We start from the raw sequence: 25,176 nt of genomic DNA on the forward strand, positions 1-25,176 counted from the left end.
GGGGCCCATCGTGTGCACACTGTCTCTCCGTGCGAGCCCTCCCCCGCCCCACCGCACCCACACTCGGAGATGTCGTCGCCGGGCTCAGCGTCGTACTGGCGCTGATCCCCCAAGGGCTCGCATATGCCGAGCTGGCCGGTATGCCAAGTCGCTATGGCCTGGTGGCCGGCACCATCCCTCCGATAGCCGCGGCCCTGTTCGTTTCGTCGCCCTACCTCCAAACCGGTCCCACAGCCCTGTCGTCGCTGCTGGTCGCCGGTGCTCTGGCCCACATCGCCATTCCCGGAACCGCCGACTACATCGAAGCCGCGGCCCTGTTGGCCCTGATGGTCGGTGTGATTCGAATCGCGTTCGGCCTGTTGCGCATGGGCATCTCGGCCTACCTGGTCAGCCAGCCCGTGTTGGTTGGCTTCACCACCAGTGCGGCGATATTGATCATCGGGTCTCAGCTGCCCAACATCGTCGGCGCCGGGTCGGATCGTGACCGGGTGTTGGTCAGGGCATACGACGTCCTGACCCACCCCGACGGTTGGAACTGGGAGGCGATTGCCGTCGCCGGATTCACCTACGGGCTCATCGTGTTGTTGCGAAAGATCCACCGGGTGTTCCCCAGCGTGTTGGTGGGCGTGGGTGCCACCTGGCTGGCCGCAGAGATGCTCGACCTCGAGGTAGCCCGCGTCGGCAGCTTCGAAAGCGGATGGATCGAGCTGCACACCTCGTTCCCGCTCGGCGAGTTCTCGCACCTGCTGGTGCCCGCTTTCGTCATCGCGTTGATCGGCTTCGCGGAACCCGCCTCGATCGCTCGTACATTCGCCGCCGCCGAACGCAAGCCCTGGAGTGCCAACCGCGAGTTCGTCAGCCAGGGCGTGGCAAACGTGGCGGCGGCGTTCAGCGGCGGTTACCCGGTGGGTGGCTCGTTCGGACGGTCGGGCCTGAACTACCGTGCCGGCGCCGACACGGCATGGTCGGGCGCCATAACCGGCATGGCGATGCTGGCGCTGCTGCCCTTCGCCGGGGTGTTCGAGACCATCCCCAAGGCCGCGCTGGCCGCCGTCGTGGTCAGCGCCGTGTCGAGCCTGCTCGACTTCCCGCGCCTGTTCGCCGTGGCCCGGCGCAGTCTGCCGCAGTTCGCCACCGCACTGGCCACGATGGCCGGCACGATGCTGTTCGACCCGCGCATCGACCGAGGCATCATCCTGGGTGTCGTGCTGGCCGTCATCGTGCATCTGTGGCGCGAGCTGCCCATACACATCGACCACAGCTACGAAGCGCCCATCCTGTCGGTGGCGCCGCGGGGGGTTCTGTGGTTCGGCTCGGTCAACCGCATGGTCGAGGTGGCACTGCAGATCGTGGCCGACCACCCCGAGGCCACCCACCTCGAGATCGACCTGTCGGGTGTGGGCAGGTTGGACACGACGGCGGCCGGCGAGTTGGGCGAATTCGCCAGAGAGATCCGCGAGAGCGGCATGAACGTCGAGTTCGTGGGCATCCCACCCCACGCCCAACGCTTGCGCGCCGCTCTGCACGAACCCCTGGGCGACGGCGACGACTAGGTCGCGCCCCTAGCCCAGGTGCAGTAGACCGCGCCGGTAAAGCGACACAGCTGCCGCACCCACCAGCGGGCCGTCCGGTCCAAGCCCTGCGGGCACGATTCGTGTGCCCAGGCTGTGATCGAGCAACGCAACCCGGTCTACCTCGGCTTGGGCCGCATGGAAGAAGTCGTCGCCGAAACCCAGCGCCACCGACCCGGCTACGACAGCCAGCTTGAGATCGAGGAGGTTCGCCACCCCGCCGACAGCCCGGCCCACCAGGGTGCCAGTGCGGCGCCGCCACGTGTCGTCGGCTGCGGCCGCAGGAGCCGAGGTCAACGCCGCAATCGCTGTGCCTGAGGCTTCGCCTTCCAGCGAACCTCGAATTCCTGCGTGTTCGCGACCGCCCGGGTTGACGATCAGGTGACCGATGTGGCCCGCGTTGCCGTCGGCCCCGTCGAGCAATCGCCCCTCGAGCACGATCCCGGCGCCCACACCCGTCGAGACCACCATGGCCAGGTAGTTGGGGCATCCGGCCGCCGCCCCGCGCCAACCCTCGCCCAGCGCCAACGCCTTGGCGTCGTTGTCGACATGGGTCACCAAACCAAACCGCTGCTCGAGCCGTTGAGCCAGCGGGAAGTCTCTCCACTGGGCGATGTTCAGCGGCGAAACCAGGCGTTCGGCCATGCGCATGGGCCCGCCACAGCCCACACCGCAAGACTGCGGAGGCTCGCCCGCGTCGTCGTCGAGGGTGGCCTGGGCCAGGTCGAAGACGGTGGCCAGCAACTCCTCGCCATCACCAACCGAAGGGGTCGCTATCCGATGGCGCGTCAATATCCGTCCGTCGTCGGCGCCGACCAGCCCGACCTCGAGCTTGGTGCCTCCGATGTCGATGGCGAGGATGGTGGGCGTCACCCCAAGAGCTTGTCATCGAAGGGCACCCGCCGCGACACCACCCTCCGCCGCGTGCCCCGTAGGCTGAGCCCCTGTGACCGAAATCGCCGATCCTCCAAAGACCGCGCCTGCCACGTTCGCTGAGCACTTCGCCGCCATCCGGGCAAACATCGAACAGGTGATAAAGGGCAAACCCGAGGTAATCGACCGGTCGCTGGTGTGCCTTTTCGCCGGTGGACATCTGCTGGTCGAAGACGTGCCCGGCGTCGGCAAGACCAGCCTCGCAAAGGCCATCGCCCGCTCGATCGACTGCGACTTCGGTCGTATGCAGTTCACCCCAGATGTGCTGCCCACAGACGTCGTCGGCGTCAGCATCTGGAACCGCGAGACACGCACATTCGAGTTCCAGCCTGGCCCGGTGTTCGCCAACATCGTTCTGGCCGACGAGATCAACCGCGCATCACCCAAGACCCAGGCCGCGCTTCTCGAGGCCATGGAAGAGCGCCAGGTCACCGTCGACGGCGTCAGTCGCCGTCTGGCCGCACCGTTCATGGTGCTGGCCACCCAGAACCCGATCGAGCACGAGGGCACCTATCCCCTGCCCGAGTCTCAGCTCGACCGCTTCTTGATGCGCATCTCCATCGGCTACCCGTCACCGGCCGCCGCTGTGGAGATCCTCGACCAGCACGGCGCCGAACCGATCGAGCTGAGCCCGGTGGTGTCGGCCCAGACCGTCACCGCCATGACGGCGGCAGCCCGAGGTGTTTACGTGGCTCCGGCGCTGAAGTCGTACATGGTCGAACTGGCCGAGGCGTCACGCCAACATCGTTCACTGTCGCTCGGCGTATCGCCACGAGCCACCGTGTCGTTGCAGAGCGCAGCCAGAGCACTGGCCGCCTCCAGAGGACGCGACCACGTGCTGCCAGACGACATCAAGGAACTGACCATTCCGGTGCTGTCGCACCGCCTGGTGTTGGCCCCAGACGCCCAGCTGCAAGGCGGGTCGGTTTCGCAGGTTCTGTCAGAAGTGCTGGCATCGGTACCAGTACCCACCACTGGCGGCTGAGCGTGCGGGTTACGCGCCAAGGGTGGCTGCTGCTGGCCCTGGGCCTGTCGATGGTCGTGGGCGGACGGGTCTTCGCGATTTGGGAGCTGTACGTCCTGGGAGCCGCCGCACTGGTGCTGGTGGGTCTGGCACTGGTCAACACCGGGCTGGCCCGCATCGAGCTTCAGGTGAGCCGGGCCATAACCCCGGTCCGCCTGTTCGCCGGCAACACCGCCAGGGTCGACATCTCGATCATCAACAAGGGCGGCCGCACCCCCGTACTTCAGTTGAGCGACCCGGTCGAGGGAACTCCAGGGGCCGAGATGACGGTGGGTCCGCTGTACAGGGGCGAGACCGCCACGGTGGCTTACCAACTCCCTACCGAGCATCGTGGAATCATGGCGGTGGGCCCGCTCAGCGTTCGCATCGGCGACCCGTTCGGACTGAGCAACCTCGATATCAGGGCCGCCGGCGAGCATCAGGTCACGGTGTACCCGCGGCTGCACCGTATAGAGCCCGCGCCCTTCACTGTCGGCGACGACTCGCACAACGCTGCACCCACGCCGAACGCGTTGGGTCGCACCGGCGATGACTTCTACGCGCTGCGGCAGTATTCGGTGGGCGACGACCTGCGCAGGGTTCACTGGAAGTCGACGGCCCGGCACGACGAACTGATGGTGCGCCAAGACGACCAGCCCTGGCAGGGGCGGCTGACGATGTTGCTCGACACCAGGCGCAACGGTGCCGACCGCGACCTGTTCGAGTTGGCGATCGAGGTGTCGGCCAGCGTGCTCGACGCCAGCAGCCGACGCCGCGATCTGATCCGCCTGGTCACCACCGCCAGGGGCGACAGCGGGTTTGCCACCGGAGGAACCCACCTCGAGTCGATCATGCAGTACCTGGCATCGGCCGACCAGACACCCACGGGCACCCTGTTGGCGGCCCGCGATTCGATTCTCACCCAGGGGGGTGGCGGAGCCCTGGTTGCTTGTCTGGTCGATCCGCCCTCGTCGGAGATAGACGAGATGCTTCGGATGCGTCGGACCTTCGATCACATCACGGTTGTCATCTGTCGCTCGGGCGGGCAGCCCTCGGGATCGGTCAGGGCGGCAGGGTCGGGCGCAATGGTCATCGAGACCGCGGATGCAACGTCGTTCGTCAACGCCTGGACAACGGCCCACGGCCGGCCGGTTGCGGCAACTTCCAGCCTGGGGGCGCGATGATGGCCGGCGGTTCGGTCCGGGCCAATCACGTAGCGGGGTGGCCCATCGTGGCAGCCGAGTTGGCCCTGCTGGCCGTGACGTTGTCCACCACCATCGCTCTGTCGAGGCTGTTCGACGACAACTCGTACTTCGTGCCCGTTGCAGGAAGCGTCGTCTGCTCGCACCTGCTGTCGATGCTGTTGCGTCGGGCCCGCCTGTCGACGCCTGTGGCTCTGATGGCGACGTTGCTGACCATGCTGTTCTTCGTCACCAACGTCCGTTACGGCGCAACCACGACCGCCGCGGTACCTACGGGTGACACGTGGTCGCAGATCCGCTCCGATCTGTCCGAGGCCTGGGATGCCTTTGCCGTGGTCAAGGCACCCACGGAGGCCCTGGATGGGTTTGTCCTGGCCCTGATGGTGGTCATGTGGGCGGCGGCCGCACTGGCCGACCTGGCGGCGTTTCGTGTCCGCACCGTGGTCGAGGCCCTGCTGCCCAGCACGGTCGTGGTGGTGTTTGTCTCGTTGTTGGGCGTACCCGACAACCGGGCCGCAACCACGGCCCTGTTCCTGGCGTCGGTCGCGGCATTCGTCCTGTTGTCTCGTATCGCGTTCCCCCTCTCGTCGGCTGTGCCGGTGGGGCCAACACGAGTGCGCCAGCCTGGCGCCCAGGCGCGCACCGGTGCCTCGATGATCGCAAGCATGGTGGTGGTGGGCCTGATCGTCGGGCCGTTGCTGCCCGGGGTCAACGCCGAAGCAGTGATCGACTGGAAGGCGCTCGATGGTGGCGGAGGTTCCAGGGTGACCCTCAGCCCCCTGGTCGATGCCAGGGGTCGCCTGGTCGAGCAGACCGATGTCGAGCTGTTCAGGGTGCGCACCGACTCGGCGACAGGCGCCTACTGGCGCACGACGTCGCTGGACACCTACTCGGACGGGGTCTGGGGATCACGCTACGAATACACCGACGCCAGGGGCACCCTGTCCAGCCCCGACTCGAGCCAGGGTCAGATCCTCGATCTCGAGATATCGGTGTCGAACCTGGGCGACATATGGATTCCGGCCCCCTATGAGCCGCTAACCATAAACGGTGTCGAAGCCAAGTGGGATCCGGTGTCGTCGACCCTGGTAACGGTTCCGGGCCAGTTCACCGACGGCGTCACCTACAGCCTCACCGCGGTCGTACCCAGCTTCGTGCCCGGTCGGCTGAGGGCCGATCGCACGCCCATCCCAGACGACATCAGGCAGCGATACACCGGGCTTCCGGTCGATCTCAGCGAGGCCGTGGTCGAATTCGGACGAGAGCTGACAGCACCCTTCGACAACGCCTACGACAAGGCGCTGGCCCTGCAGGACTACTTCCGAAACAACTACGAGTACTCGACCGAGGTCGCCGGAGGCCACGACGGCAACCGCATAGAGCGCTTCTTGTTCGACGAGCGCATCGGCTACTGCGAGCAGTTCGCCGGAACCTACGCACTGTTGGCCAGGGCAGCCGGCATCCCCTCGCGGGTGGCTGTCGGGTTCACTCCCGGGTCGCGTGTGGGCGACGAGTTCGTGGTGCGCGGCGAGAACTATCACGCATGGCCCGAGCTGTGGATCGGCGGAGCGTGGGTTCAGTTCGAACCGACCCCAGGCCGCGGGTCTCCTCAGGGCGAGGCATGGACCGGCGTCGCTCCCGATCAGGAAGGTGGCTTCGACCCCGTGCAGCCGGCCGCCGAAAACGAAATCGACGAGGGTTCGGGTCTGGTGATCCCAGATCAGGACCTCAACGACATACCCGAGTTCCCCGACCTCGACACCGAAGCCGGTGGCGGTGGTGCGGCGGTGTCCACGGGCGGCGACGGCGTTCCGGGGTGGCTGCTGAAATTCCTGGCAGTGATGGCAATCGGCGGCACCATGGTTGGGGCCATGTGGTGGGGTATTCCCGCCCTGGTCGGGTGGAGGCGACGCAAGCGCATGGCCCGGGCCAGAGACGGCCGCGAGAGGGTCGAGGTGTCGTGGCGCGATCTCACCGACAGCCTGCGCCAGGTCGGCTACGCCCCACGCCAGGCCGAGACCCGCCGCGAATACGTCTCACGCATCGCACCCATGGGTGTGGTCGACTCGACGCGCCTGAGGCAGGTGGCGCAGCTGGTCGACGCATCGAGCTACGGCAGGTCCGAACCCTCAGACGACGTGGCCGCTCACGCTCGCGAACTGGTGGCCGAACTGGAACGCGAGCTGTCCGACCGGGCCTCTAGTGGCGAACGGGCCAAGCGCAGGCTCGACCCCAGGCCGATCTTCACTACCCGTTGAGTTGCTTGGCGACCGTCAGTCGCCCTTGCGCTTGTCGCGCTTGAACTTCGACCCGATGCCGCCGACCGCGTCGCGCATGTTTGTCGATCGCATGTTGCCCGTCACCTGAGCCAGACCGGCCCGCCCCAGCTTGCTGAGGTTTCGTTCGATGACGATGGTGCAGGCAAACACCACGAGGAACCCGGCGAAGGCCAGGAGGAAGTGGATCGAAAGGGCAGCAACCAGCAGCCCGACACCAGCGACGAAACCGACGAGAGCCCACTTGATGTTGCGCCAAGCGTGACGGTAGAGGGTGGTCTCGCCAACCTCGCGCGCAAACTCGGGGTCACTCTCGTAGAAGTTCTGCTCGATCTGCTGGAGGATCCGCTGTTCGTCTTCTGAGAGCGGCATCGCCTGTGTCCCTTCGATCAGGTGAGGTCGCCGGCGGGGCGTGGTTCAGTTTTACACAGGGGCCGGCCTCGCGACAACGCGCCCACCCTACTCATCGGCCGAATTCGTGGTGCGGATGAGGCCTGGACCCCACAGCTCGTCGCCCACGCGCCTGTCGCGGCGCCCCTTGTCGGCCAGCGCAGCACCCGGAACCACTGCGTCGGAGCCGAATCGCTGACGGATCTCGTCGAGGGTGGCCGCCACCTCGGACCACCCGTGTTGTGGGGGGCCGTCCGCGCGGGCCGTATCCATCAATTCGTCCAGTGATAGCTGCACGCCCGTCGGGGCAGCCAGATGCGAGGTCGACACACCCAGCAGGCGGACCCCGTCGTGTTCTATTCGTGGGCTGACGTCTCGGGCGTCGAGCAGTTCTCGCACCACGGCGACGATTGCGTTGGCCGTGGTGACCTCGTCGGCGACCGAACGCGAGCGCGTGATGGTGCTGAAGTCGGAGAAGCGCAGCTTCAGCTGAACCGTCCGCGCGGCCATTCCGGCCGAACGCAGGCGGGTCGCAACGGCGTCGGCCAACCGCATGGAGATCCGGTCGAGTTCGGAGCGGTCGTAGATGTCTCGCGAGAACGTCTCCTCGTGGCCTATCGACTTGGCCTCGCGGTGGCTCTCGACCGGCCTCGGGTCGTAACCCCGTGCCAGGTCAAACAGGTGCCTGCCATGGGCCGCCCCCACCGACGCGACCAGGGGCTCCAGCGGTATGCGGGCCAGGTCGGCCACGGTCTGCACGCCCAGTGCACTGAGGCGATCATGGGTCTTGGGCCCCACGCCCCACAGAGCGCGTATGGGGTGGGCGTGCAGAAACTGCAACGCCTGGTCGGCTTCGACCACCACCACCTGGCGGCCGGGCCGAACACCCTTTACGTCGGCGATGGGCTTGGCGGCCTCGCTGGCGAGCTTGGCCAGCAGCTTGTTCGGGGCGACACCAACCGAACAGTTCAGGCCCAGCCGGTTCTCGATTCGTGACCGGATCGACCAAGCGATCTGCTCGCCCGAGCCCAGCAGCCGCCTGGCGCCGCTGACGTCCAAGAACGCCTCGTCCAGGGCGATGGGCTCGATGTGGGGCGTTACCTCGGCGAAGATCTCGTGGATCTGTTTGGAGACCTCGCCGTATCGGCGATGGTCGCCGTGCACGAAGATGGCGTTGGGGCACAGACGCCGGGCCCGGCTCGAAGGCATCGCAGACCTGACGCCGAACGCCCTGGCCTCATACGACGCCGAGGCCACTACCCCACGGTCGCCGCTGCCACCCACTATCACCGGCTTGCCCGCAAGCGACGGGTCGCGCAACACCTCGACCGACACGTAGAACGAATCCATGTCGACGTGCAACACGTCGGGTTCGCCCCACGACCCGTCGGGCAGGGTGGACATCGTGGTGGGGCCTCAGTCGAGCTCGCGGCGCGAGATCGACATTCCGTCGGGGTATGCGCCGGTCACGTCGAAACCGTAAGACCTGACACCGGTGTCCCAGCGATGCTCGAGCCAGTCGGTCAGAGGCTCGACCAGCCAAGCCAGCCCACCCGCCAAGAGCTGGAGGGTCTCGGCAGGGGTGCTCCAGCGGGCCTGTGTGACGATGCCGTCGGGATCGTCGATGAAGATGTCGCCGGCGTAGGCGCTGGCCAGGTGGATCTCGGCCCGCATGTGCCAGTCCATGTCGTGTGCGATGACATCGACCTCGTACAGCTTGCGCTCCCAGCTCTCGACCTCGATGCCGGTTTCTTCGCGCACCTCGCGCGTCAGCGCGCCCAACACCGATTCGCCAGGGTCGACCACACCGCCTGGCGTCGACCAGTCTCGTCGCCCGTTGCGACGCAGATTCTCGACCAGCAGGAGATGCTCGCCGTCGTGGATGATTCCCCCGGCAACGGTCCACTTGCGCACGGGTTGAACCCTAGCGCTAGCTATGCTCGCAAAACCATGAGCGATCCGACCGATCCGCCCCGCAGCACCGACCCGGCCGCGGTCGAGCTGCCCGAGCCCACCCTGGCGCCCACCGCCCTGCCATCGACCCTGGCGCGCGGCCTGGCCTTTTCGGCGATCATCGTCGCCGGCATATGCGGAGGCCTCGTGGGTTGGGCCGTCACCGATCTGCAGTGCACTGGCGACTGCGGAACCCAGTCGACCCTCGGCGCCGTGGCGGGCGCCATCCTGGCGGCCGCCGGTGTGGCCGTGATCGCCGTGCTGACCCTTCGCGCCATGAGCGAATGGAACGCCCAGGCACCGTTGCGACAGCGCCGACAGTGACCACAGAAGACACTTCTCCCGGGCCTGCCGGCGTCGACGCCGACTCGCTGCTGGTCGTGGCGCTGGGCCTGGTTCGCCTGGCGGTCGACCGCCATCGCCAGGGCGGTCTGGGACGGGTCGACACCAAGTCGAGCCTCACCGACCCGGTCACCCAGGTCGACCAGGACAGCGAACGGCTTATCGTCGACTGGCTGCGCCGCAACCGTCCCGACGACGCGATCATCGGCGAAGAGGGGGCCAACGACGAAGGCACCTCGGGCATCGTGTGGATAATCGACCCCCTCGACGGGACGGTCAACTACACCTACGGCTTTCCTTCGCACGCCGTGTCGCTGGCGGTTCAGGTCGACGGACGCACGGTCGTGGGGGTGGTTCACGACACGGCGATGGACCTGCAGTACCGCGCCACCCTGGGCGGCGGTGCCTACTGTGGCCACACCAGGCTCGGCTGCACCACCGCAGACGACCCGGCGCTGATGCTGCTGGCAACCGGTTTCGGCTACGACCCCGAACAACGCCGGCACCAGGCCGCCGTTCTGGCCCACGTGATGCCCGGTATCAGAGACATCAGACGGGCGGGCTCGGCGGCCATAGACCTGTGCCACGTGGCTGCCGGAAGGGTCGACGCGTACTACGAAACCGGGCCGAACATCTGGGATGTAGCGGCCGGAATGCTCATCGTCGAGGAGGCAGCCGGACGGGCTGCCTACGACCCCGAAGCCAAGCGGGTGCTGGCTGCCGGCACCGTCGGCTACGACCGAATCGACGCCTTCATGACCACCGCCGAACAGGCCGCCCGACATAGTGGCGACACTTCGGCCGCGAAATAGGCCAATATCTCTGACGTGGGAACACGAATACTCACAGTCGAAGATGACGAGCGAATTCGCACCGCAGTGCGTTTTGCTCTCGAAGACGAGGGCTGGATTGTCGACGAGGCCGACAGCGGCGAGGAGGCAGCCGAGAAGTTCTCGCGCGAGCCTGCCGACGTAGTGCTCATCGACATCATGTTGCCTGGCATCGACGGTTTCGAACTCTGCCGCAACATCCGCAGGGTCAGTGACGTGCCCATCGTCATGGTCACAGCACGGGCCGACACCCACGACGTGGTCGCCGGCCTCGAGGCCGGCGCAGACGACTACCTCACCAAACCCTTTGCTCCCAAGGAGCTCTCGGCGCGTATTCGCGCCCTGCTTCGCCGCCACCGCGTGGCCTCGCCCGACACACCGGTGCTGCGCGTCGGCGACCTCGAAATCGCACCAGACCAGGGCGTCGTAAAGCGAGGAGGCGAAGAACTGCACCTCACCAAGACCGAGTTCCGTTTGTTGTGCGAACTGGCGTCCAGCCCCGGCAAGGTGTTCAGCCGCGAGCAACTCCTCGAGAGGGTCTGGGGCTACGACTATTTCGGCGACGGCCGCCTGGTCGACGTACACGTCAGGCGACTGCGCACCAAGGTCGAGTCAGACGCCGCCCATCCCCGCCATGTCGTGACCGTTCGTGGCATGGGGTACAAGCTGCAGCCCTAGTGCCAGGCGACCCAATCTCCCAGGTACCGGCATGAACATGCTTCGCAGCGGCTTGCGCCTCCGGGCGCGCATCATCTTGGCCTTTGCGCTGGGCGGCCTGTTCTTGTCGGTGCTGTTGTCGACCATCACCTATTCGGTGACACGCTCGACCAACCTCGACCAGCGCTCGCAGTCGGCCGAGCGGCAGTTTTTCTCCAACGCCGCCGCGATCCAGGGGATCTCTGCGTTCTCGGACCCCTCGTACAGCGAAGTCCTCCAGAACCTGCCCCAGGTGGTGGGCGGGTCGCCGATACTGCGCAACACCGACGCAGAGAATCCGTGGGTGGCGCCGCGCCTTACCCCAGATGACCTCCCAGCAGACCTGGTTCAAACGGTCGAGACCGGAACCGGCGCATACCGGATGCGCTACACGCGGCCCAACGGCGTCGCATCGATGGCCTTCGGGGTGGCCATCGCGAGCACCAACATCAGCTACTTCGAGGTGGTGACGCTGTCCGAGCTCAACGACAACCTCAGATCGTTGTTGTTGACGCTGTTCGTCGCGTCGTTTGGCACCACGATGTCGAGCGCCTTGTTGGGTGTGTACGCCAGCACCAGGGTTCTGGCACCACTCACCAGCATCAGCTCGGCTGCCAGCTCCATCGCCGCTGGAGACATGAGCACCCGCCTCGAAGAACCTGCCGACCCCGACCTCGACACCATCGTCGACTCGTTCAACAACATGGCCGGGTCGCTAGAAGCGCGCATCGAACGCGACGCCAGGTTCGCCAGCGACGTCAGCCACGAGCTGCGATCACCGCTCATGACTCTGCGGGCATCGATCGAAGTGCTCGAGTCTCGCCGCGACGAACTGTCCGAGCGGTCGCAGGCCGCCCTCGACCTGCTGTCTGACGATGTTCACCGCTTCCAGCGCCTGGTCGAGGACCTCCTCGAGATCTCCAGGTCCGACGCAGGATCGCTAGACGCTTCATTCGACCCCATCGTGGTTGCCCACCTGGTGTCGGCAGTGCTTCACACGACGAACCACACCGAGGTCGACTTCGACGTTCAGTGCGACGAAGACGCCATGGTCAACGGAGACAAACGGCGCCTGTACCAAGTGGTGTCGAACCTGCTCGAGAACGCCGACAAGTACGCCGGCGGGCCCACCGAGGTCACGGTGACGTGTACCCGCGAGAACGTCAGAATCGTCATCGCCGACCGTGGCACAGGGGTACCTCCCGACGAGCGCGAGCTGGTGTTCGAGCGCTTCGCCAGGGGCTCGGCGGCCCGCAGGCGCGGCAGCGGCGGAGGTGCGGGCCTGGGCCTGGCTCTGGTGGCAGAACACGTCAGGCTTCACCACGGGCAGGTGTGGGTTGAAGACCGCTCCGACGGCCTCGACGGATCGGTGTTCGTCGTCGAAATGCCCAGGTACGACCCATGAACCGTTTCGCCGCAATCCCCTCTCGCCGGCGGTTACCCGCCACAATCCCCTTTCGCCGGCGGTTATCCGCCGCAATCCCCTTTCGCCGGCGGTTACCCGCCACAATCCCCTTTCGCCGGCGGTTATCCGCCGGCCTGCTGATTGCCTTGACGTGTGTGGCCTCGGTGCTGGCCGCATGCGGCATTCCCGTCGATGACGAACCGGTACCCGTGGCTCTTCCTTCGGACTTCGACCTCGAGCCCACCACCACAACGACGACCACGATTCCCGAAGAGATCGCTGCCAACCAGCGGATCATCTACCTGATCCGCGACGGTCGCCTGGTGCCAAGACTGCGAGAGATCCCCGAGCCAATCACCATCGACGAGGTCATCGCCGCCCTGCTGGTCGGTCCGACCGAGTCCGAGCTGGCTCAGGGTGACGAAACCCGCGTCCCGAGCGACATGGACATTGGGGTCACGGTCTCGAACGAGGTATTGGTGCTGGATATCCGGGGCGAGTTCACAGAAGAAACACCGTTCCTGAGGTTCGAGGGCGAGGCGCGCACCCAGCTGATAGGCCAGCTAGTCCTGACCGGCCTTCGCGCAAACCCCGATCTGGCCGGGGTCAACTTCCAAGAGAACGGCCTCTGGCGAGCGGTGTCCAACGGTGCGGGCGAACTGCAGGAACTCGACGCCGACGGGGTTCCGATACCGCTGACCACCGAAGACTTTGCGACGCTCAGGGTCGGGGGAATCTGAGCCTGGTCGAGCGTCGCAGCGGCCGCAGCAGCATGGCCCCGGCGATGATCATCGGGAACACCTCGAGGCGGCCGAACAGCATCAAGAACATCAGGACCGGACGCGCCAGGCGCGGGATCACTGCAAAGGTCGATGCCGGACCAGCCTCGCCCAAAGCCGGCCCGATGTTGCCCGCCGCCGAGATGGCTGCCGAGAAGCCTGTTACCGGGTCGGTGCCAAACGCCGTGACCAGCGCCCCACCAACCAGCGTGGCCATCAGGTACAGCAGAACGAAGCCCATGGTCCGGTTGACGACCTCTTCTCGCACGGGCACCGGCCCCAGCCGCAGCGGGGATATGGCCCGTGGATGGCGGGCCCGCCCGATCTCGCGCAGCGCATATTTCACCAGTATCTGAAGCCTCAGTGTCTTGATGCCACCAGACGTCGACCCGGTCATGCCCGCTGGGATCATCAACAACAGCAACAAGACCTGACTGGCCGGCCCCCACAATGTGAAGTCTGCGGTGCCGAAACCGGTGCTGGTTATCACGGTCGTGACGTTGAACGCTGCGTCGAGCGCCCGTCTGGCGTGGTCTACATCGAGCTCGACGTTCAAGGCCGCCACAACGGGGATCAACACGATGGTCATGCCCAGGTAGACCCTGAACTCGCTGACCCGGTGATACACCGACCAATCGCCCTTCAACGCCTGCCAGTGCAGAGCGAAGTTGCCGCCGCAGTAAACCATCCCAACGATCAGGACGATCTCGACCAGGGCACTGTCGAAGTGACCGGCCGACGCGCTGTAGGGCGAGAAGCCGCCCGTCGATGCGGTGGTGAAGGCGTGCGAAACGGCATCGTAGAGGTCCATCCCGGTCAGCATCAGGGCAAGCGCGATAACCACCGTGACCGACCCGTACAGCATCCAAAGCCGCTTCGCGGTCTCGCGAACCTGGGGCGTCAGGCGGTCGGGGGTGGGCCCCGGCGCCTCGGCGGCGATCAGCTCGAGACCGCCCACCTTCAGCGCAGGCAGGATTGCAACGGCCAGGACGATCAGCCCCATCCCGCCGAACCATTGCGTCATCTGACGAAAGAACCTGACTCCCTTGGGTACCTGCGACAGGTCGCCTATGAGAGTTGAACCGGTGCAGGTGAACCCAGACATCGACTCGAACAAGGCGTCGTCCGCGTAGGCCCAATCGAACGTGCCGGCGAACAAGAACGGCAGAGCACCCACGACCGATACACCAATCCACGACAACGACACGGTGGTGAAGGCGACCGCGGGCAGCTGTTGGCGGGGCAGGGCGGTGAAGAACCACATCGTGGCACCGACACCGGCCGAGACGAGGGCCGACCCCGCCATCGACCACACGTCGGTCCAGCGATCGGCACCGCCGTCGACCAGTCCCACGACCGCCGAAACGAACATTCCCACAGCAACGATCATCAGTGCGATGCCGGTGACGTGAAGTGGTGCGCTGGTATAGCGCGGCCGCGCTGAGCCCAGACCGGCCCCGAAGGGCTCGTCGACGCGTGTTCGCGACGAAGTCAACGGCCGGCCACCCTCGCAGTCGCCCTCCTGCTCATGCCCAGGACCGCCCCGATGGAGATGATGACCGGGAACACCTCGAGGCGGCCGAACAGCATCAGGAACATCAGCACCGGCCGGCCGAGCCGGGGCAGATCGAGGAAGGTGTGGGCAGGTCCTGCATCGCCCAGACCAGGACCGATGCCGCCCGCGGCCGTGATGGCTGCCGAGAAACCGCTGACGGGGTCTGTTCCCGCGGCCGTCACCAGGGCGCCGCCCACGAGGGTGGCGGTCAGATACAGAAGCACGAACCCCATCGTGCGAGCCACGATGTCTTCACCAACCACCACCGGCCCCAGGCGAAGCGGCGAAATCGCCCGCGGGTGCCTGGCCCGGCTGATCTCACGGATGGCGTACTTGGCCATGACCTCGAGCCGCAACACCTTCATTCCACCCGAGGTCGATCCGGTCATGGCGCACGGGATCATCAGCAGCATCAACAGCACCTGGCTGGCGGGCCCCCACAGGGTGAAATCGACGGTGCCGAAACCCGTGCTGGTCATCAGCGACGCGACGTTGAAGGTGGCGTCTCGGAACGTGTGAACGAGGCTTGCGCCCAGGTCGACGTTCAAGGCGGTTGCCAGCACCACTGCTCCGACGAACAGGCCCACGTAGATACGGAACTCGCTGACCCTCGAGTAGACCTTCCAGTCGCCGTTGAGTGCCTGCCAATGGAGCGTGAAGTTGGCACCGGCGACCAGCATGCCGACCACCAGGATGGCTTCGACCATGGCGCTGTCGAAGTACGCCACCGAGGCTTGATGATTGGAGAACCCACCGGTCGCAGCTGCGGTGAAAGCATGCGCCAGGGCGTCATAAAGCCCCATCCTGGCGAACACCATCAGCGCCAGCGCAATGGCAGCCGTCAGCCCTGCGTACAGCATCCACAGCCGCTTGGCGGTCTCTTGCACACGAGGGGTAAGGCGGTCTGGGGCAGGACCGGGGGCCTCGGCGGCGATCAGTTCGAGACCACCCACCTTCAGCGTTGGCATGACCGCCACAGCAAGCACGATCAGGCCCATGCCGCCGAACCACTGGGTCAACTGGCGAAAGAACATGACACCGCTGGGCGCGGTGTCGATGTCGTCGAGGATCGTCGAGCCGGTGCAGGTGAAACCCGAGATCGACTCGAACAACGCGTCGTCTATGTGCGCCCAGTCGATCAGCCCCGAGAACAAGAACGGCAGGGCGCCGGCCACCGAGACCGCGATCCACGACACCGTGACCGCCCTGAACGCAACACTGGGCAACTGGCGTTGAGGCAGACGCGAGGTCATCCACAGCGCAACGCCGACGGCGCCAGTCAGCACTGCCGAGGCCATGCAGGCCCACACATCTGTGCCGCGGTCGGGGCCCGCGTCGAACCAGCCCACCAGCCCCGAAAGGGCCATGCCCGAAGCCACCAGAACCAGAGCGATGCCGGTCACGTGGGCGGTGGTGCTCGTAAGCCTCCAGCGGCCACCCAGGCGAAGCGAAGCCGTGCTCGAGGTGGCGCTCATCGATCGCCACCCGCTCGAACGAGGGTGAACCGGCTGCGCCGGGCCAAGCGGCGAATCGGCTTAGATGCCACCGCCAGAACCCCCAACACGGGCAGGATCGAGATGCGGCCCAACATCATCAGGGCGATCGCCACCCAGTGACCGCCGTCGTTGATGGCCGTGAGGGTGGTCGAGGGGTCGGGACTGCCATAGGCCGGACCGGCGGTGGCCAGCAGCGAGACGGCGGCGCCGATGGCCGAAAAGACGTCGTCGCCGAACATCGCCAATGCCAGATAGCCGATCGAGGCCACCAGGGCGTTGAGTGCGATCTCGCCGATGATGCGCCCCACCACGGCATCGCCCACGGTGGATCGGCCGACGCGCACCATCTTCACCGAGTTGTCGTGCAGCTGACGGGTTATCTCGCGGCGCATCACCCCGAACACGACGAGGATGCGCGAAATCCGGATGCCGCCGGTGAGCGAGGCCGACATGCCGCCCACTGCCACGAGAGTTATCAGCAACACCACACCCGGGTCGTTGAAGGTGTTGGGGTTCGCTGACCACAGGCCCGTCGTCGAGATGGCCGAGGTGGCGGCCAGAGCACCCTGACGCACGCCGTAGGTGCTCCAGTCGCCGCTCCAGGCCACCAGACCCAGCGTCGAGCCCAGCGAGATGAGCGAATAGGCCCTGAACTCCCACGCTGTCAGCAGCAGGTCGAGACGGCCGGTGCGCAGCACCTTGAAGCCGAAGGGCAGGCTTATGCCGGCCACGAACATCGCAGCAACGCTCACCCATTCGATGCCGGCCGAATCGAAGGCCCCGATCGATCCGGCCCGGGTGCTCCAGCCGCCGGTAGAGGCGACGGTGAGACCGTGCATCACCGAGTCGAGGGTGCCCATTCCGGCGAACGCGTATGCCGCCGCGACCAATCCGGTGAACAGGGCATACAACGCTGTCAGGCGCCTGACGTTTCCCCCCGTCGTGGGCGACAGGCGAGCCGCGGCCCTGGTGGCAACCCCTCCCCCAGCCTCGAGACCGCCGATGCCCAGACGAGGAAACACCTTCACGATGGCAGCCAGGCTCATGACACCCGAGCCCCACTGCAGCATGGCGCGAAACAGTTGCTCGCCGCGCGACAACTGCGATGGGTCGACGATGACGCTGGCCGACGTGGTGCTGACGCCCGCCGCGCCCTCGCTGAACGCATCCACCACGGTGTCGACCGCGCCCGTGGCCAGGTGCACCACCGCGCCCGCAACCATCATCGCAAGAGCGCCGGCCACCAGAGACGAGAACAACCCCTGAGTCGACATGCGCGACGGCAGTCGAAACAGCCACACCAGAGGTGCCCCGAAGGCAATCAGCAGCAGTGCCGCAGCGGCCAGGCTCAGCTCGTGTCCGCCATCGGTGACGACGTCGAGCAGCGCGGCCGGCAAGACGGCGAAGCCGCCGAGCGCCAGCACCACCCCCATGGTGAGAATCGGAGCCGAATCGATGCGGCCGGACCGCATCAACATGCCACCTCGTTTGGACAGCGAGAAAGCTGCTCCGCTCAGCCTCGTGGGTACGTGGACCATCTCGAAGACTCGGTGGTCCTATCCGAAGACCCGGTGGACCTCGGGGACCAACTCGGGCGAGGCGAACACCACCACGTGATCGCGAACCCGTATGACCGACCGGCCCCTGGCGATTTCGGCCTTGCCGTCGCGCAAGATCGCTGCGACCAGGATCTCGTGGTTGAGCCCCAGGTCGGCGATGGACTTGCCTACCGCAACCGTGCCTGGCTGGACCTCGAGTTCGATCACCTCTACGTCGCCCTCGAGGAAGGTCGCTACCTGGGCGACGTCGCCGCGCACAAACCGCAGCACGTTGTTGGCCGACACGGTGCGAGGAGACAGTGCGGCATCGATGCCGATCTGGTCCAGCAACGACAGCAGCCCCAGCCTGTGAACTACAGCGACGGTCTCACGGGCACCTTCGGCCTTGGCGAACAAGCAAGCGAGGATGTTGGCGTCGTCTTCACCGGTGAGCGCCACGACGCTGTCGTAGGTGCCCACCTCTTCTTCGACCAGCAGGTCGACCTCGGTGATGTCGCCGTGCAGCACCAACGCGTTGGCCAGCTTCTCTGACAACTCTTGGCATCGTTCGTAGTTTCGCTCGACGACGGCCACCTCGACACCGCGGCGGCACAACACCTTGGCGACCTTCTCGGCGGTGCGCCCGCCGCCGAGCAACATCACCCTTCTGATGCGCTGGCGCTTGAGTCCCAGCAACTCCATCAGGTCGCCCTGGCCGCGGCGCTTACACACCACACGCAGCAGGTCGCCCTCGAGCAGTGTGTAGTCGCCCCGAACGATGATGGTCTCGCCGCTGCGGGTCACGGTGCCGAAGATGAACTCCCAGTTGGGGTCATAGTCCTTGCCGATGTCGGACATCTTGCGGCCCAGCGCCGGAGCCTGCGGACCCAGACGGCAACCGATCAGCAGGATCTCGCCACCGGCCATCTCGCGAACGTCGGTGGCACCCAGGAAGCTGATCAGCTCGAGGATCTCGTCTGCGATCTCCTCGTCGGGGTCGATCACCATGTCGACGCCCACGGCCCGCCGCACGTCGAGGCCGGCGCGGCCGCGCAGGTCTGCGTTCTGCAGGCGGGCGACCGTTTGTGCGACGCCGGCCTGTTTGGCCTGCATGCAGGCGATCAGGTTGACCTCGTCGTCGTCGGTCAGGGCGGCCACCAGGTCGGTCTTGGCCAGCCCGGCCTCGGACAACACCACCGGGCTGCTGCCACTGCCCAGCACGGTCATCACATCGAGCTCGTCGTCGATCTCTCGCAAGCGACGCCGGGAGCGGTCGATGACTACGACGTCGTGGCCCTCACGGCTCAGACGATGAGCCACGTAGGAGCCGACCTCGCCGGCCCCGACAACGATGATTCTCACTCACACCAAACTAGCTGAGCGGCGGCCATCACCTAGGCAAAGAATTTCGAGGCGACATCGTAGAGGCGTTGCGACACCGGCTTCTCGTGATCGACGACGTCGTCGAGTGGTACCCGGATGATCGAATCGGCCGACAACGAGACCATCTTGCCGAAGTCTCGATCGTGGATGGCCTCTACCGCAGCAACGCCATATCGGGTGCACAGAACCCTGTCGTAGGCGGTGGGGGTTCCGCCGCGCTGCACATGTCCCAGGACGGTGACCCGTGACTCGAAACCGGTCCGTTGCTCGATCGCGCGCCCCACCATGTCGCCGATGCCTCCCAGCTTGGGGTTGCCCCACATGTCGACCTCGGGTTCGGCGACGTCGAACGTGCCCTCCCTGGGCATTGCGCCTTCGGCCACCACCACGATCGAGCTGAACTTGCCATGCGAGTGCCGGCGCCTGAGGCGCTCGCACACCTCGTCGATGTCGAAGGGCTGCTCGGGCACCAAGATCACCTCGGCGCCGCCGGCGATACCGGCGTGGGTGGCCACGTGGCCTACGTGGCGGCCCATGACCTCGACGACCATCACCCTGTTGTGAGACTCGGCCGTGGTGCGCAGGCGGTCGATGAGGTCTGTGGCGATCTGAACCGCGGTGTTGAAACCGAACGTGTACTCGGTGCCCGCGATGTCGTTGTCGATCGTCTTCGGCACGCCGATGACGTTGCCTCCCAGGTGCTGCAGCTCGTGAGCTGCGCGCAGGGTGCCGTCGCCTCCGATGACTACCAGGGCGTGCAGGCCCATCTCGTCGAGGCTCTCCTTGGCCTTGGCCAGGCCGCCGTCGAACAGCCCGGGGTTCGAGCGCGAAGTCCCCAGGATCGTCCCACCCATGCCGATCAGGCCCGAGGTGTCGTGATTGGTGAGGTCGATGAACGTCCGGTCGATGACGCCCTGCCAGCCCTCGAGAAACCCGACGATCTCGTCGCCGTATGTGACCTTGGCCGTTTTGGTGACCGCACGTATCACGGCGTTCAGGCCTGGACAGTCGCCTCCGCCTGTCATCACACCGATTCTCAACGTTGCTCCCGGGTGGTTTGGTTGTCGTCGGACGGACCTTACCGACGCTACTGTCGACGGCGAGCGCCGGAGGTCAATTGTGGCTGTTGTCATCGCTATCGACGCGGGAACCACTGGGGTCAGGTCGTTCGCCATCGACGAAACCGGCACGCCGGTAGGCATCGCGTACCGAGAGTTCCCCCAATACTTCCCCCAACCGGGTTGGGTCGAACACGACGCAAACGAGATCTGGGCTGCTGTGCAGGCCACGCTCGCCGAACTGGTCGCCGGCCTCGATCAACCGGTCGCGGCGATCGGCATCACCGACCAGCGTGAAACGGTGGTCGCATGGGACCGCAAGACGGCCGAACCCCGCCACAAGGCCATCGTGTGGCAGGACCGTCGAACGGCGGCCCGCTGCGATGAGTTGGCAGAGGCCGGCCATCTCGACCTGGTGCGGCGCACCACCGGCCTGGTTCTCGACCCCTATTTCACGGGCACCAAGGCCCAGTGGTTACTCGGACCCGGCGGCGTCCAGGTCGATGCCGACCTGGCGTTGGGCACCATCGACGCTTGGGTCATCTACAAGCTGACCGGCGGTCAGGCCTTCGTCACCGACACATCCAACGCCAGCCGCACGCTGCTGTTCGACATCACCACCCTGCAGTGGAGTGCCGAGATGTGCGAGCTGCTGGGCGTGCCGATGTCGGCCCTGCCAGAGGTTCGTCCGTCTTCGGGCCGTTACGGGCTGACCTCGCACGATTGCCCTGCGGGTGCGGGCATCCCTGTGTCTGGCGTGGCTGGCGACCAGCAGGCGGCGCTGTTCGGGCAGGCGTGCCTCGAGCCCGGCATGACAAAGAACACCTACGGCACCGGTTCGTTCGTGCTGATGAACGTCGGGCCACAGTGCCCAGAGCCGGTCGAGGGGTTGCTGACCACCGTCGGCTGGACCCTCGCCGACGGGTCGACCACCTACGCGCTCGAGGGGTCGGTGTTCATCACCGGGGCCGCCATCCAGTGGCTGAGAGACGGCCTGGGGATCATCGGTGCTGCGCCCGAGATCGGCCCTCTGGCCGCTTCTGTCCCCGATACGGGCGGTGTCTATTTCGTGCCTGCCATGGCCGGCCTGGGCTCGCCGTGGTGGGATCCCTACGCCAGGGGCACCATCGTCGGCATAACCAGAGGCACCGGTCGCGCCGAGATCGCCCGCGCGGTGGTCGAGTCGATGGCCTATCAGACCCGCGATGTGGTCGACGCCATGACGGCTGCGGCCGGCTACCCGGTAGCCGCCTTGCGGGTCGACGGCGGGGCCTCGGTTATGGACCTTCTGTTGCAGTTCCAGGCCGACCAGTTGGGCGTGCCCGTGTCGCGGCCCAAGATCACGGAGACCACCGCTTTGGGCGCCGCGTTCCTGGCCGGCCTGGCCGAGGGCGTCTGGACCTCGACCGACGACGTGTCGGCTGCCTGGCAACTCGACGTCGAGGCAACCCCAGAAGCCGACCGCACCACCGCCGACGCCCTGCACTCAAAGTGGCTCGAGGCGGTCGAGCGCAGTCGCGGCTGGGCCTGACTCGGCGGGCAAACCACCAGCTGGGGGGCTTCCCCACCAATCTTTGGGGGATTTTCACGACTGACGTGGGGGCCGTCATAGGTCTCAATGGGATTCATGACCGAATCCCTTCGAACAACCGCCCCCTCGGCCGCCTCGCTGGCAGCCGAGGCCCGCCCCGACCGAAACCGCGCCGTCGACGCCTACAGAGCCGTCGCCATGCTGGCCGTTGCCATCGGGCACTGGTGCGCTGTCGCCATCAGCGTGGGGCCAGACGGCTCCATCGAAGCCGGAAACGCCCTCGAATACGCCCCGTCGATGTCGTGGATCACATGGTTGTTCCAGGTGATGCCACTGTTCTTCGTGGTCGGTGGGTTTGCGTCGGCGATGTCGCTCGACGCCCACAGCAGCTCCGAAGACGCCAGCCCCCAGCGATGGATAGCCGGCCGAATGCGCCGCATGCTCGCCCCAACCGTTGCACTGGCCACAACGTGGCTGGTGGCTCTGGCAGCGAGCGCCGTCGCGGGATCGGCCGGCCTTGTCGGCCTGGCTGCCACCGCCGCGGCGATACCGCTGTGGTTCCTGGCCAACTACACGATCGACACGGCCCTGGCGCCCTACGTGCTTCCGCGCTTTAGAGCGCACCCGGTGGCGCTTCCGGCGATTCTGCTAGCCGTGTTCGGTGCCGTCGAGGTGGCCCGATACTCGGGCGTACCCGTGGTGCCCCAGATCAACTGGGTTCTGGGATGGCTGTTGTTCCAGGTGCTCGGGTTTGCCTGGCGAGACGGGCTGCTGCCATCGGGCCGTTCGATGGTGGCGCTCGCCGCGAGTGCCTGGGCGGTGACGATCGCCCTGGTGTCGGTCGGCCCGTGGCCGGTGGCGATGGTGCACTTCCCCGGACTTGCATTCTCACCGACACATCCCCCTTCGATCGCTCTGCTGACCTTTGGCCTGGCCTACAGCGCCACCGCCATCGCAGCCGCACCCGCTGTCACCCGGTTCCTCGCAGGCGATGGCCTGGGTCGCACAGCATGGGTCGCCACCGTCGCCGGCAACGCCGTCGCCATGTCGGTCTACCTGTGGCACATGACCGCAGCGATCGTCGCCGGCGCCATCGCATGGCCGCTCGGCTTGCTGCCAACCGCCGAGGTGGGCACCGGTGCCTGGTGGATTCAGAAGCTTCCCCTCATGGCTATGGCCGCGCTGATCCTCATCGTGGTGGTGGCATTCGTGTCACGCATCGAACGCCAATCGCTTCTGGCCCGGCCGTCGGGCTGGGACCGGGGACCGTGGGCAACCTTCGGATTCGCCGCCATCACCTCGGCGGCCCTGAAGGCCTGGGCTTCGGGTCACGCAGGTGTGGTGTTCGTAGCCACCGCGACATTGGTTCTGCTGTGGCACATGGTGTTTGCTCCCCAGAACACAAAGCCCCGCCGTCTACCTTTGAGCCGGTGAAGGCGGAGGTGACAACGCTCGACCTGGGCATGGCCAGAGGCTTGGGGGCGTTTCGCTGGTTCGCCTTGTTGTGGGCCTGGGTTGGCCTGTTCGCTGGGCGCGAGCACCTCGAAAGCGTTGCGTTGGGCGTTGCTGCCTTGTCTGTCGCCACGGTCGTCACCGCCGGCACCACGGCGGTCACACGCCCGGGGCTGACCCGCAGCATGCACATCTGGTTGACGGTGGCCGAGGTGGTCGTCGCCTCGGTTCTGCTGTTGGGAGAAGACCTCGTCTACGAACCGGGCCGACAGCAGTCGCTGGCGTGGGCCTGGCCCGCCGCTGGCATCATCGCCATGGCCCTGGCCCTGGGCCCGGGCTGGTCCATCGCCTCGGCGGTTGTGCTGGCGGTGTGCAGCTATGTCGGCGAGTCGATGCTGCGAGGCCGAGGCGACTGGTCGGTGTCGGCCGCGTCCAAGGCAGCGCTGCTGGTGTTGGCGGCGCTTTCGGCCTCGGCGGTGGTGCGGGTGCTGCGGAGGGCCGAAGCCGAGATATCCACTGCCAGGGCTCGCGAAGAGATGGGTGTGGTGCTGCACGACGGAGTGCTTCAGACCCTGGCCGTGATCCAGCGGCGCTCGACCGACGACCAGCTTCGAGCGCTTCCGCCGAACAGGAACGCGACCTGCGCGAGTACATCGCCGGGCGCTCAGATCGAAACACCACCGACATGGGTTCTCGCCTGCGGTCTGTCGCCGACGTGATGGCAAAGCGCTACAAGATCGTTCCCACCGTCGTGCTGGCCGACGACCTACCCGATCGCTCGCCAACCGTCATCGACGAGGTGGCTCGGGCGGTCGGCGAGGCGCTGAACAATGCAGCCAAGCATTCTGGTGCCGACAGGATCACCGTGTTCGCAGAACCAGACGGCGACGGTGTGTACTGCTCGGTATCCGACAACGGCGGCGGCTTCGATGTAGGGCTCGCTCGTTCGCAGGGCCGCGGCCTGGTCAAATCGATCGAGCATCGCATCGACAAGATCGGCGGTCGGGTCGCCATCCGGTCTTCGGCAGCCGGAACGGAGGTCGAGATATGGGTGCCGTGATTCGGGTCGTGGTGGCCGACGACCACCCGATCTGGGTGTCTGGTCTGCGCACCGACCTGGGAGACGACTTCGACATCGTGGGCGAGGCGTTCGATGCCGCTCGGGCCATCGAGGTGATCGCCGAGACCAAACCCGACGTCGTGTTGTGCGACCTACACATGCCCCACGGGGGCGGCCTCAGGGTCGCCTCCGAGTGCGGCCAGTCAGCCCACGTCGTCATCTTGACGGTCTCGGAGGCCGAGCGCGACCTGCTCGACGCAGTCGCCGCGGGTGCCCTGGGGTACCTCACCAAGTCGACGGGGCCCGACGAGTTGCGCGACGCGCTGCGTCGCGCCGCCGCCGGCGAGCCGGTCTTCTCCCCCAGCCTCGCCAGCCTGGTTCTCAGCGAGTTCCGCCGACTGTCCAAGTCGGGCGGGGGCTCCGACAAGGGTCTGTCCGATCGCGAGCGTGAGGTCCTGAGATATGTCGCCAAGGGGCTCAGCTACAAAGAGATCGGCGAGGTTCTGTTCATCTCGCCCAAGACTGTCGAGAATCACACCCGCAACATCCTCGACAAGCTGCACCTGTCGAAGAAACAAGAGCTGATGCGCTACGCCCTCGAGCACGGCATCGACTAGCTGAAGCAGCCCCGCAGCCGGCACATCTCCCCTCCCCACCTGATATGGAGGCGACTAATCCCCGGTTTTCGGGGCGAACCGACCTCCAGATCGCGAGGTGGGAGTG

Annotated in this window: 23 protein-coding genes; 14 read left to right on the top strand and 9 right to left on the bottom strand. The window is 66.3% G+C overall.

The annotated features are described in order from the left end of the window. The first annotated feature begins 29 nt into the window (after window positions 1-29). Window positions 30-1,553, top strand: a complete 1,524-nt coding sequence (locus R2770_21540; protein MEZ5283048.1) for a SulP family inorganic anion transporter — start codon at window positions 30-32, stop codon at window positions 1,551-1,553. 9 nt (window positions 1,554-1,562) lie between these two features. Here R2770_21540 and R2770_21545 read toward each other — a convergent pair whose 3' ends face one another. After that, complete coding sequence (locus tag R2770_21545) at window positions 1,563-2,444, bottom strand: ROK family protein (protein MEZ5283049.1); 882 nt, start codon at window positions 2,442-2,444, stop codon at window positions 1,563-1,565. Window positions 2,445-2,517: 73 nt separating this feature from the next. Between R2770_21545 and R2770_21550 the strand changes: the two genes are divergently transcribed. Genes R2770_21550 through R2770_21560 form a run of 3 tightly spaced genes read left to right on the top strand, consistent with a single transcriptional unit; the run spans window position 2,518 to window position 6,967 of the window. Continuing rightward, window positions 2,518-3,489: a MoxR family ATPase gene (locus R2770_21550; GenBank protein ID MEZ5283050.1), complete on the top strand. Its 972-nt coding sequence runs from the start codon at window positions 2,518-2,520 to the stop codon at window positions 3,487-3,489. Window positions 3,490-3,491: 2 nt separating this feature from the next. Beyond that, complete coding sequence (locus tag R2770_21555) at window positions 3,492-4,691, top strand: DUF58 domain-containing protein (GenBank protein ID MEZ5283051.1); 1,200 nt, start codon at window positions 3,492-3,494, stop codon at window positions 4,689-4,691. A gap of 47 nt (window positions 4,692-4,738) precedes the next feature. Continuing rightward, window positions 4,739-6,967, top strand: a complete 2,229-nt coding sequence (locus tag R2770_21560; GenBank protein ID MEZ5283052.1) for a DUF3488 and transglutaminase-like domain-containing protein — start codon at window positions 4,739-4,741, stop codon at window positions 6,965-6,967. Between the two features lie 15 nt (window positions 6,968-6,982). Here R2770_21560 and R2770_21565 read toward each other — a convergent pair whose 3' ends face one another. The 3 genes from R2770_21565 to R2770_21575 all read right to left on the bottom strand — a co-directional run bounded on the left by R2770_21565 (window position 6,983) and on the right by R2770_21575 (window position 9,289). Next, window positions 6,983-7,357 (bottom strand): DUF3040 domain-containing protein, encoded by a 375-nt coding sequence (locus R2770_21565; protein ID MEZ5283053.1) that lies wholly within the window; start codon window positions 7,355-7,357, stop codon window positions 6,983-6,985. Between the two features lie 87 nt (window positions 7,358-7,444). Then, a complete protein-coding gene (gene dinB / locus R2770_21570; protein MEZ5283054.1) occupies window positions 7,445-8,779 on the bottom strand; it encodes a DNA polymerase IV in 1,335 nt (444 codons plus the stop codon). 12 nt (window positions 8,780-8,791) lie between these two features. Continuing rightward, window positions 8,792-9,289 carry an NUDIX hydrolase gene (locus R2770_21575; GenBank protein MEZ5283055.1) on the bottom strand — a complete coding sequence of 166 codons (498 nt, stop codon included), beginning with the start codon at window positions 9,287-9,289 and terminating at the stop codon, window positions 8,792-8,794. 36 nt (window positions 9,290-9,325) lie between these two features. Here R2770_21575 and R2770_21580 point away from each other — a divergent pair, with 36 nt between their 5' ends. From R2770_21580 to R2770_21600, 5 genes are all read left to right on the top strand, one after another. Further along, a complete protein-coding gene (locus R2770_21580) occupies window positions 9,326-9,652 on the top strand; it encodes a hypothetical protein (protein ID MEZ5283056.1) in 327 nt (108 codons plus the stop codon). After that, window positions 9,649-10,482: an inositol monophosphatase family protein gene (locus R2770_21585; GenBank protein ID MEZ5283057.1), complete on the top strand. Its 834-nt coding sequence runs from the start codon at window positions 9,649-9,651 to the stop codon at window positions 10,480-10,482. The genes R2770_21580 and R2770_21585 overlap by 4 nt, the downstream gene beginning before the upstream one ends. Window positions 10,483-10,497: 15 nt before the next feature. Beyond that, on the top strand, window positions 10,498-11,178 hold the full coding sequence (locus tag R2770_21590) for a response regulator transcription factor (protein MEZ5283058.1): 681 nt from the start codon (window positions 10,498-10,500) through the stop codon (window positions 11,176-11,178). A 31-nt stretch (window positions 11,179-11,209) separates the two neighbouring features. Next, the gene (locus R2770_21595; GenBank protein ID MEZ5283059.1) at window positions 11,210-12,601 is read left to right on the top strand and encodes a HAMP domain-containing sensor histidine kinase; all 1,392 of its coding nucleotides are present in this window, start codon (window positions 11,210-11,212) and stop codon (window positions 12,599-12,601) included. A 155-nt stretch (window positions 12,602-12,756) separates the two neighbouring features. After that, the gene (locus tag R2770_21600) at window positions 12,757-13,341 is read left to right on the top strand and encodes a GerMN domain-containing protein (protein ID MEZ5283060.1); all 585 of its coding nucleotides are present in this window, start codon (window positions 12,757-12,759) and stop codon (window positions 13,339-13,341) included. Here R2770_21600 and R2770_21605 read toward each other — a convergent pair. The 5 genes from R2770_21605 to R2770_21625 all read right to left on the bottom strand — a co-directional run bounded on the left by R2770_21605 (window position 13,322) and on the right by R2770_21625 (window position 20,377). Next, window positions 13,322-14,875: a TrkH family potassium uptake protein gene (locus R2770_21605; protein ID MEZ5283061.1), complete on the bottom strand. Its 1,554-nt coding sequence runs from the start codon at window positions 14,873-14,875 to the stop codon at window positions 13,322-13,324. The genes R2770_21600 and R2770_21605 overlap by 20 nt on opposite strands. Next, entirely contained in the window at window positions 14,872-16,410 is a 1,539-nt protein-coding gene (locus R2770_21610; protein MEZ5283062.1) for a TrkH family potassium uptake protein, read from the bottom strand. The genes R2770_21605 and R2770_21610 overlap by 4 nt, the downstream gene beginning before the upstream one ends. Next, window positions 16,407-17,909 (bottom strand): potassium transporter TrkG, encoded by a 1,503-nt coding sequence (locus R2770_21615; protein MEZ5283063.1) that lies wholly within the window; start codon window positions 17,907-17,909, stop codon window positions 16,407-16,409. The genes R2770_21610 and R2770_21615 overlap by 4 nt, the downstream gene beginning before the upstream one ends. A gap of 78 nt (window positions 17,910-17,987) precedes the next feature. Continuing rightward, the gene (gene trkA / locus R2770_21620; GenBank protein MEZ5283064.1) at window positions 17,988-19,331 is read right to left on the bottom strand and encodes a Trk system potassium transporter TrkA; all 1,344 of its coding nucleotides are present in this window, start codon (window positions 19,329-19,331) and stop codon (window positions 17,988-17,990) included. A gap of 32 nt (window positions 19,332-19,363) precedes the next feature. Next, window positions 19,364-20,377: an ATP-dependent 6-phosphofructokinase gene (locus tag R2770_21625; GenBank protein MEZ5283065.1), complete on the bottom strand. Its 1,014-nt coding sequence runs from the start codon at window positions 20,375-20,377 to the stop codon at window positions 19,364-19,366. Between the two features lie 94 nt (window positions 20,378-20,471). On the opposite strand from R2770_21625, the gene glpK reads away from it, so the two are divergent. The 5 genes from glpK to R2770_21650 all read left to right on the top strand — a co-directional run bounded on the left by glpK (window position 20,472) and on the right by R2770_21650 (window position 25,070). Beyond that, window positions 20,472-21,941 carry a glycerol kinase GlpK gene (gene glpK / locus R2770_21630; GenBank protein MEZ5283066.1) on the top strand — a complete coding sequence of 490 codons (1,470 nt, stop codon included), beginning with the start codon at window positions 20,472-20,474 and terminating at the stop codon, window positions 21,939-21,941. Window positions 21,942-22,037: 96 nt separating this feature from the next. Beyond that, window positions 22,038-23,375: an acyltransferase gene (locus tag R2770_21635; protein MEZ5283067.1), complete on the top strand. Its 1,338-nt coding sequence runs from the start codon at window positions 22,038-22,040 to the stop codon at window positions 23,373-23,375. Beyond that, the gene (locus tag R2770_21640; GenBank protein MEZ5283068.1) at window positions 23,372-24,112 is read left to right on the top strand and encodes a hypothetical protein; all 741 of its coding nucleotides are present in this window, start codon (window positions 23,372-23,374) and stop codon (window positions 24,110-24,112) included. The genes R2770_21635 and R2770_21640 overlap by 4 nt, the downstream gene beginning before the upstream one ends. After that, window positions 24,079-24,453, top strand: coding sequence for an ATP-binding protein (locus R2770_21645; protein MEZ5283069.1), 375 nt, complete (start codon window positions 24,079-24,081; stop codon window positions 24,451-24,453). The genes R2770_21640 and R2770_21645 overlap by 34 nt, the downstream gene beginning before the upstream one ends. Then, on the top strand, window positions 24,441-25,070 hold the full coding sequence (locus tag R2770_21650; GenBank protein ID MEZ5283070.1) for a response regulator transcription factor: 630 nt from the start codon (window positions 24,441-24,443) through the stop codon (window positions 25,068-25,070). Before R2770_21645 ends, R2770_21650 begins: the two co-directional genes overlap by 13 nt. The last annotated feature ends 106 nt before the right edge of the window (window positions 25,071-25,176 follow it).

This window comes from Acidimicrobiales bacterium, assembly GCA_041394185.1.
Taxonomy (GTDB): Bacteria; Actinomycetota; Acidimicrobiia; order Acidimicrobiales; family Poriferisodalaceae; genus JAAETH01.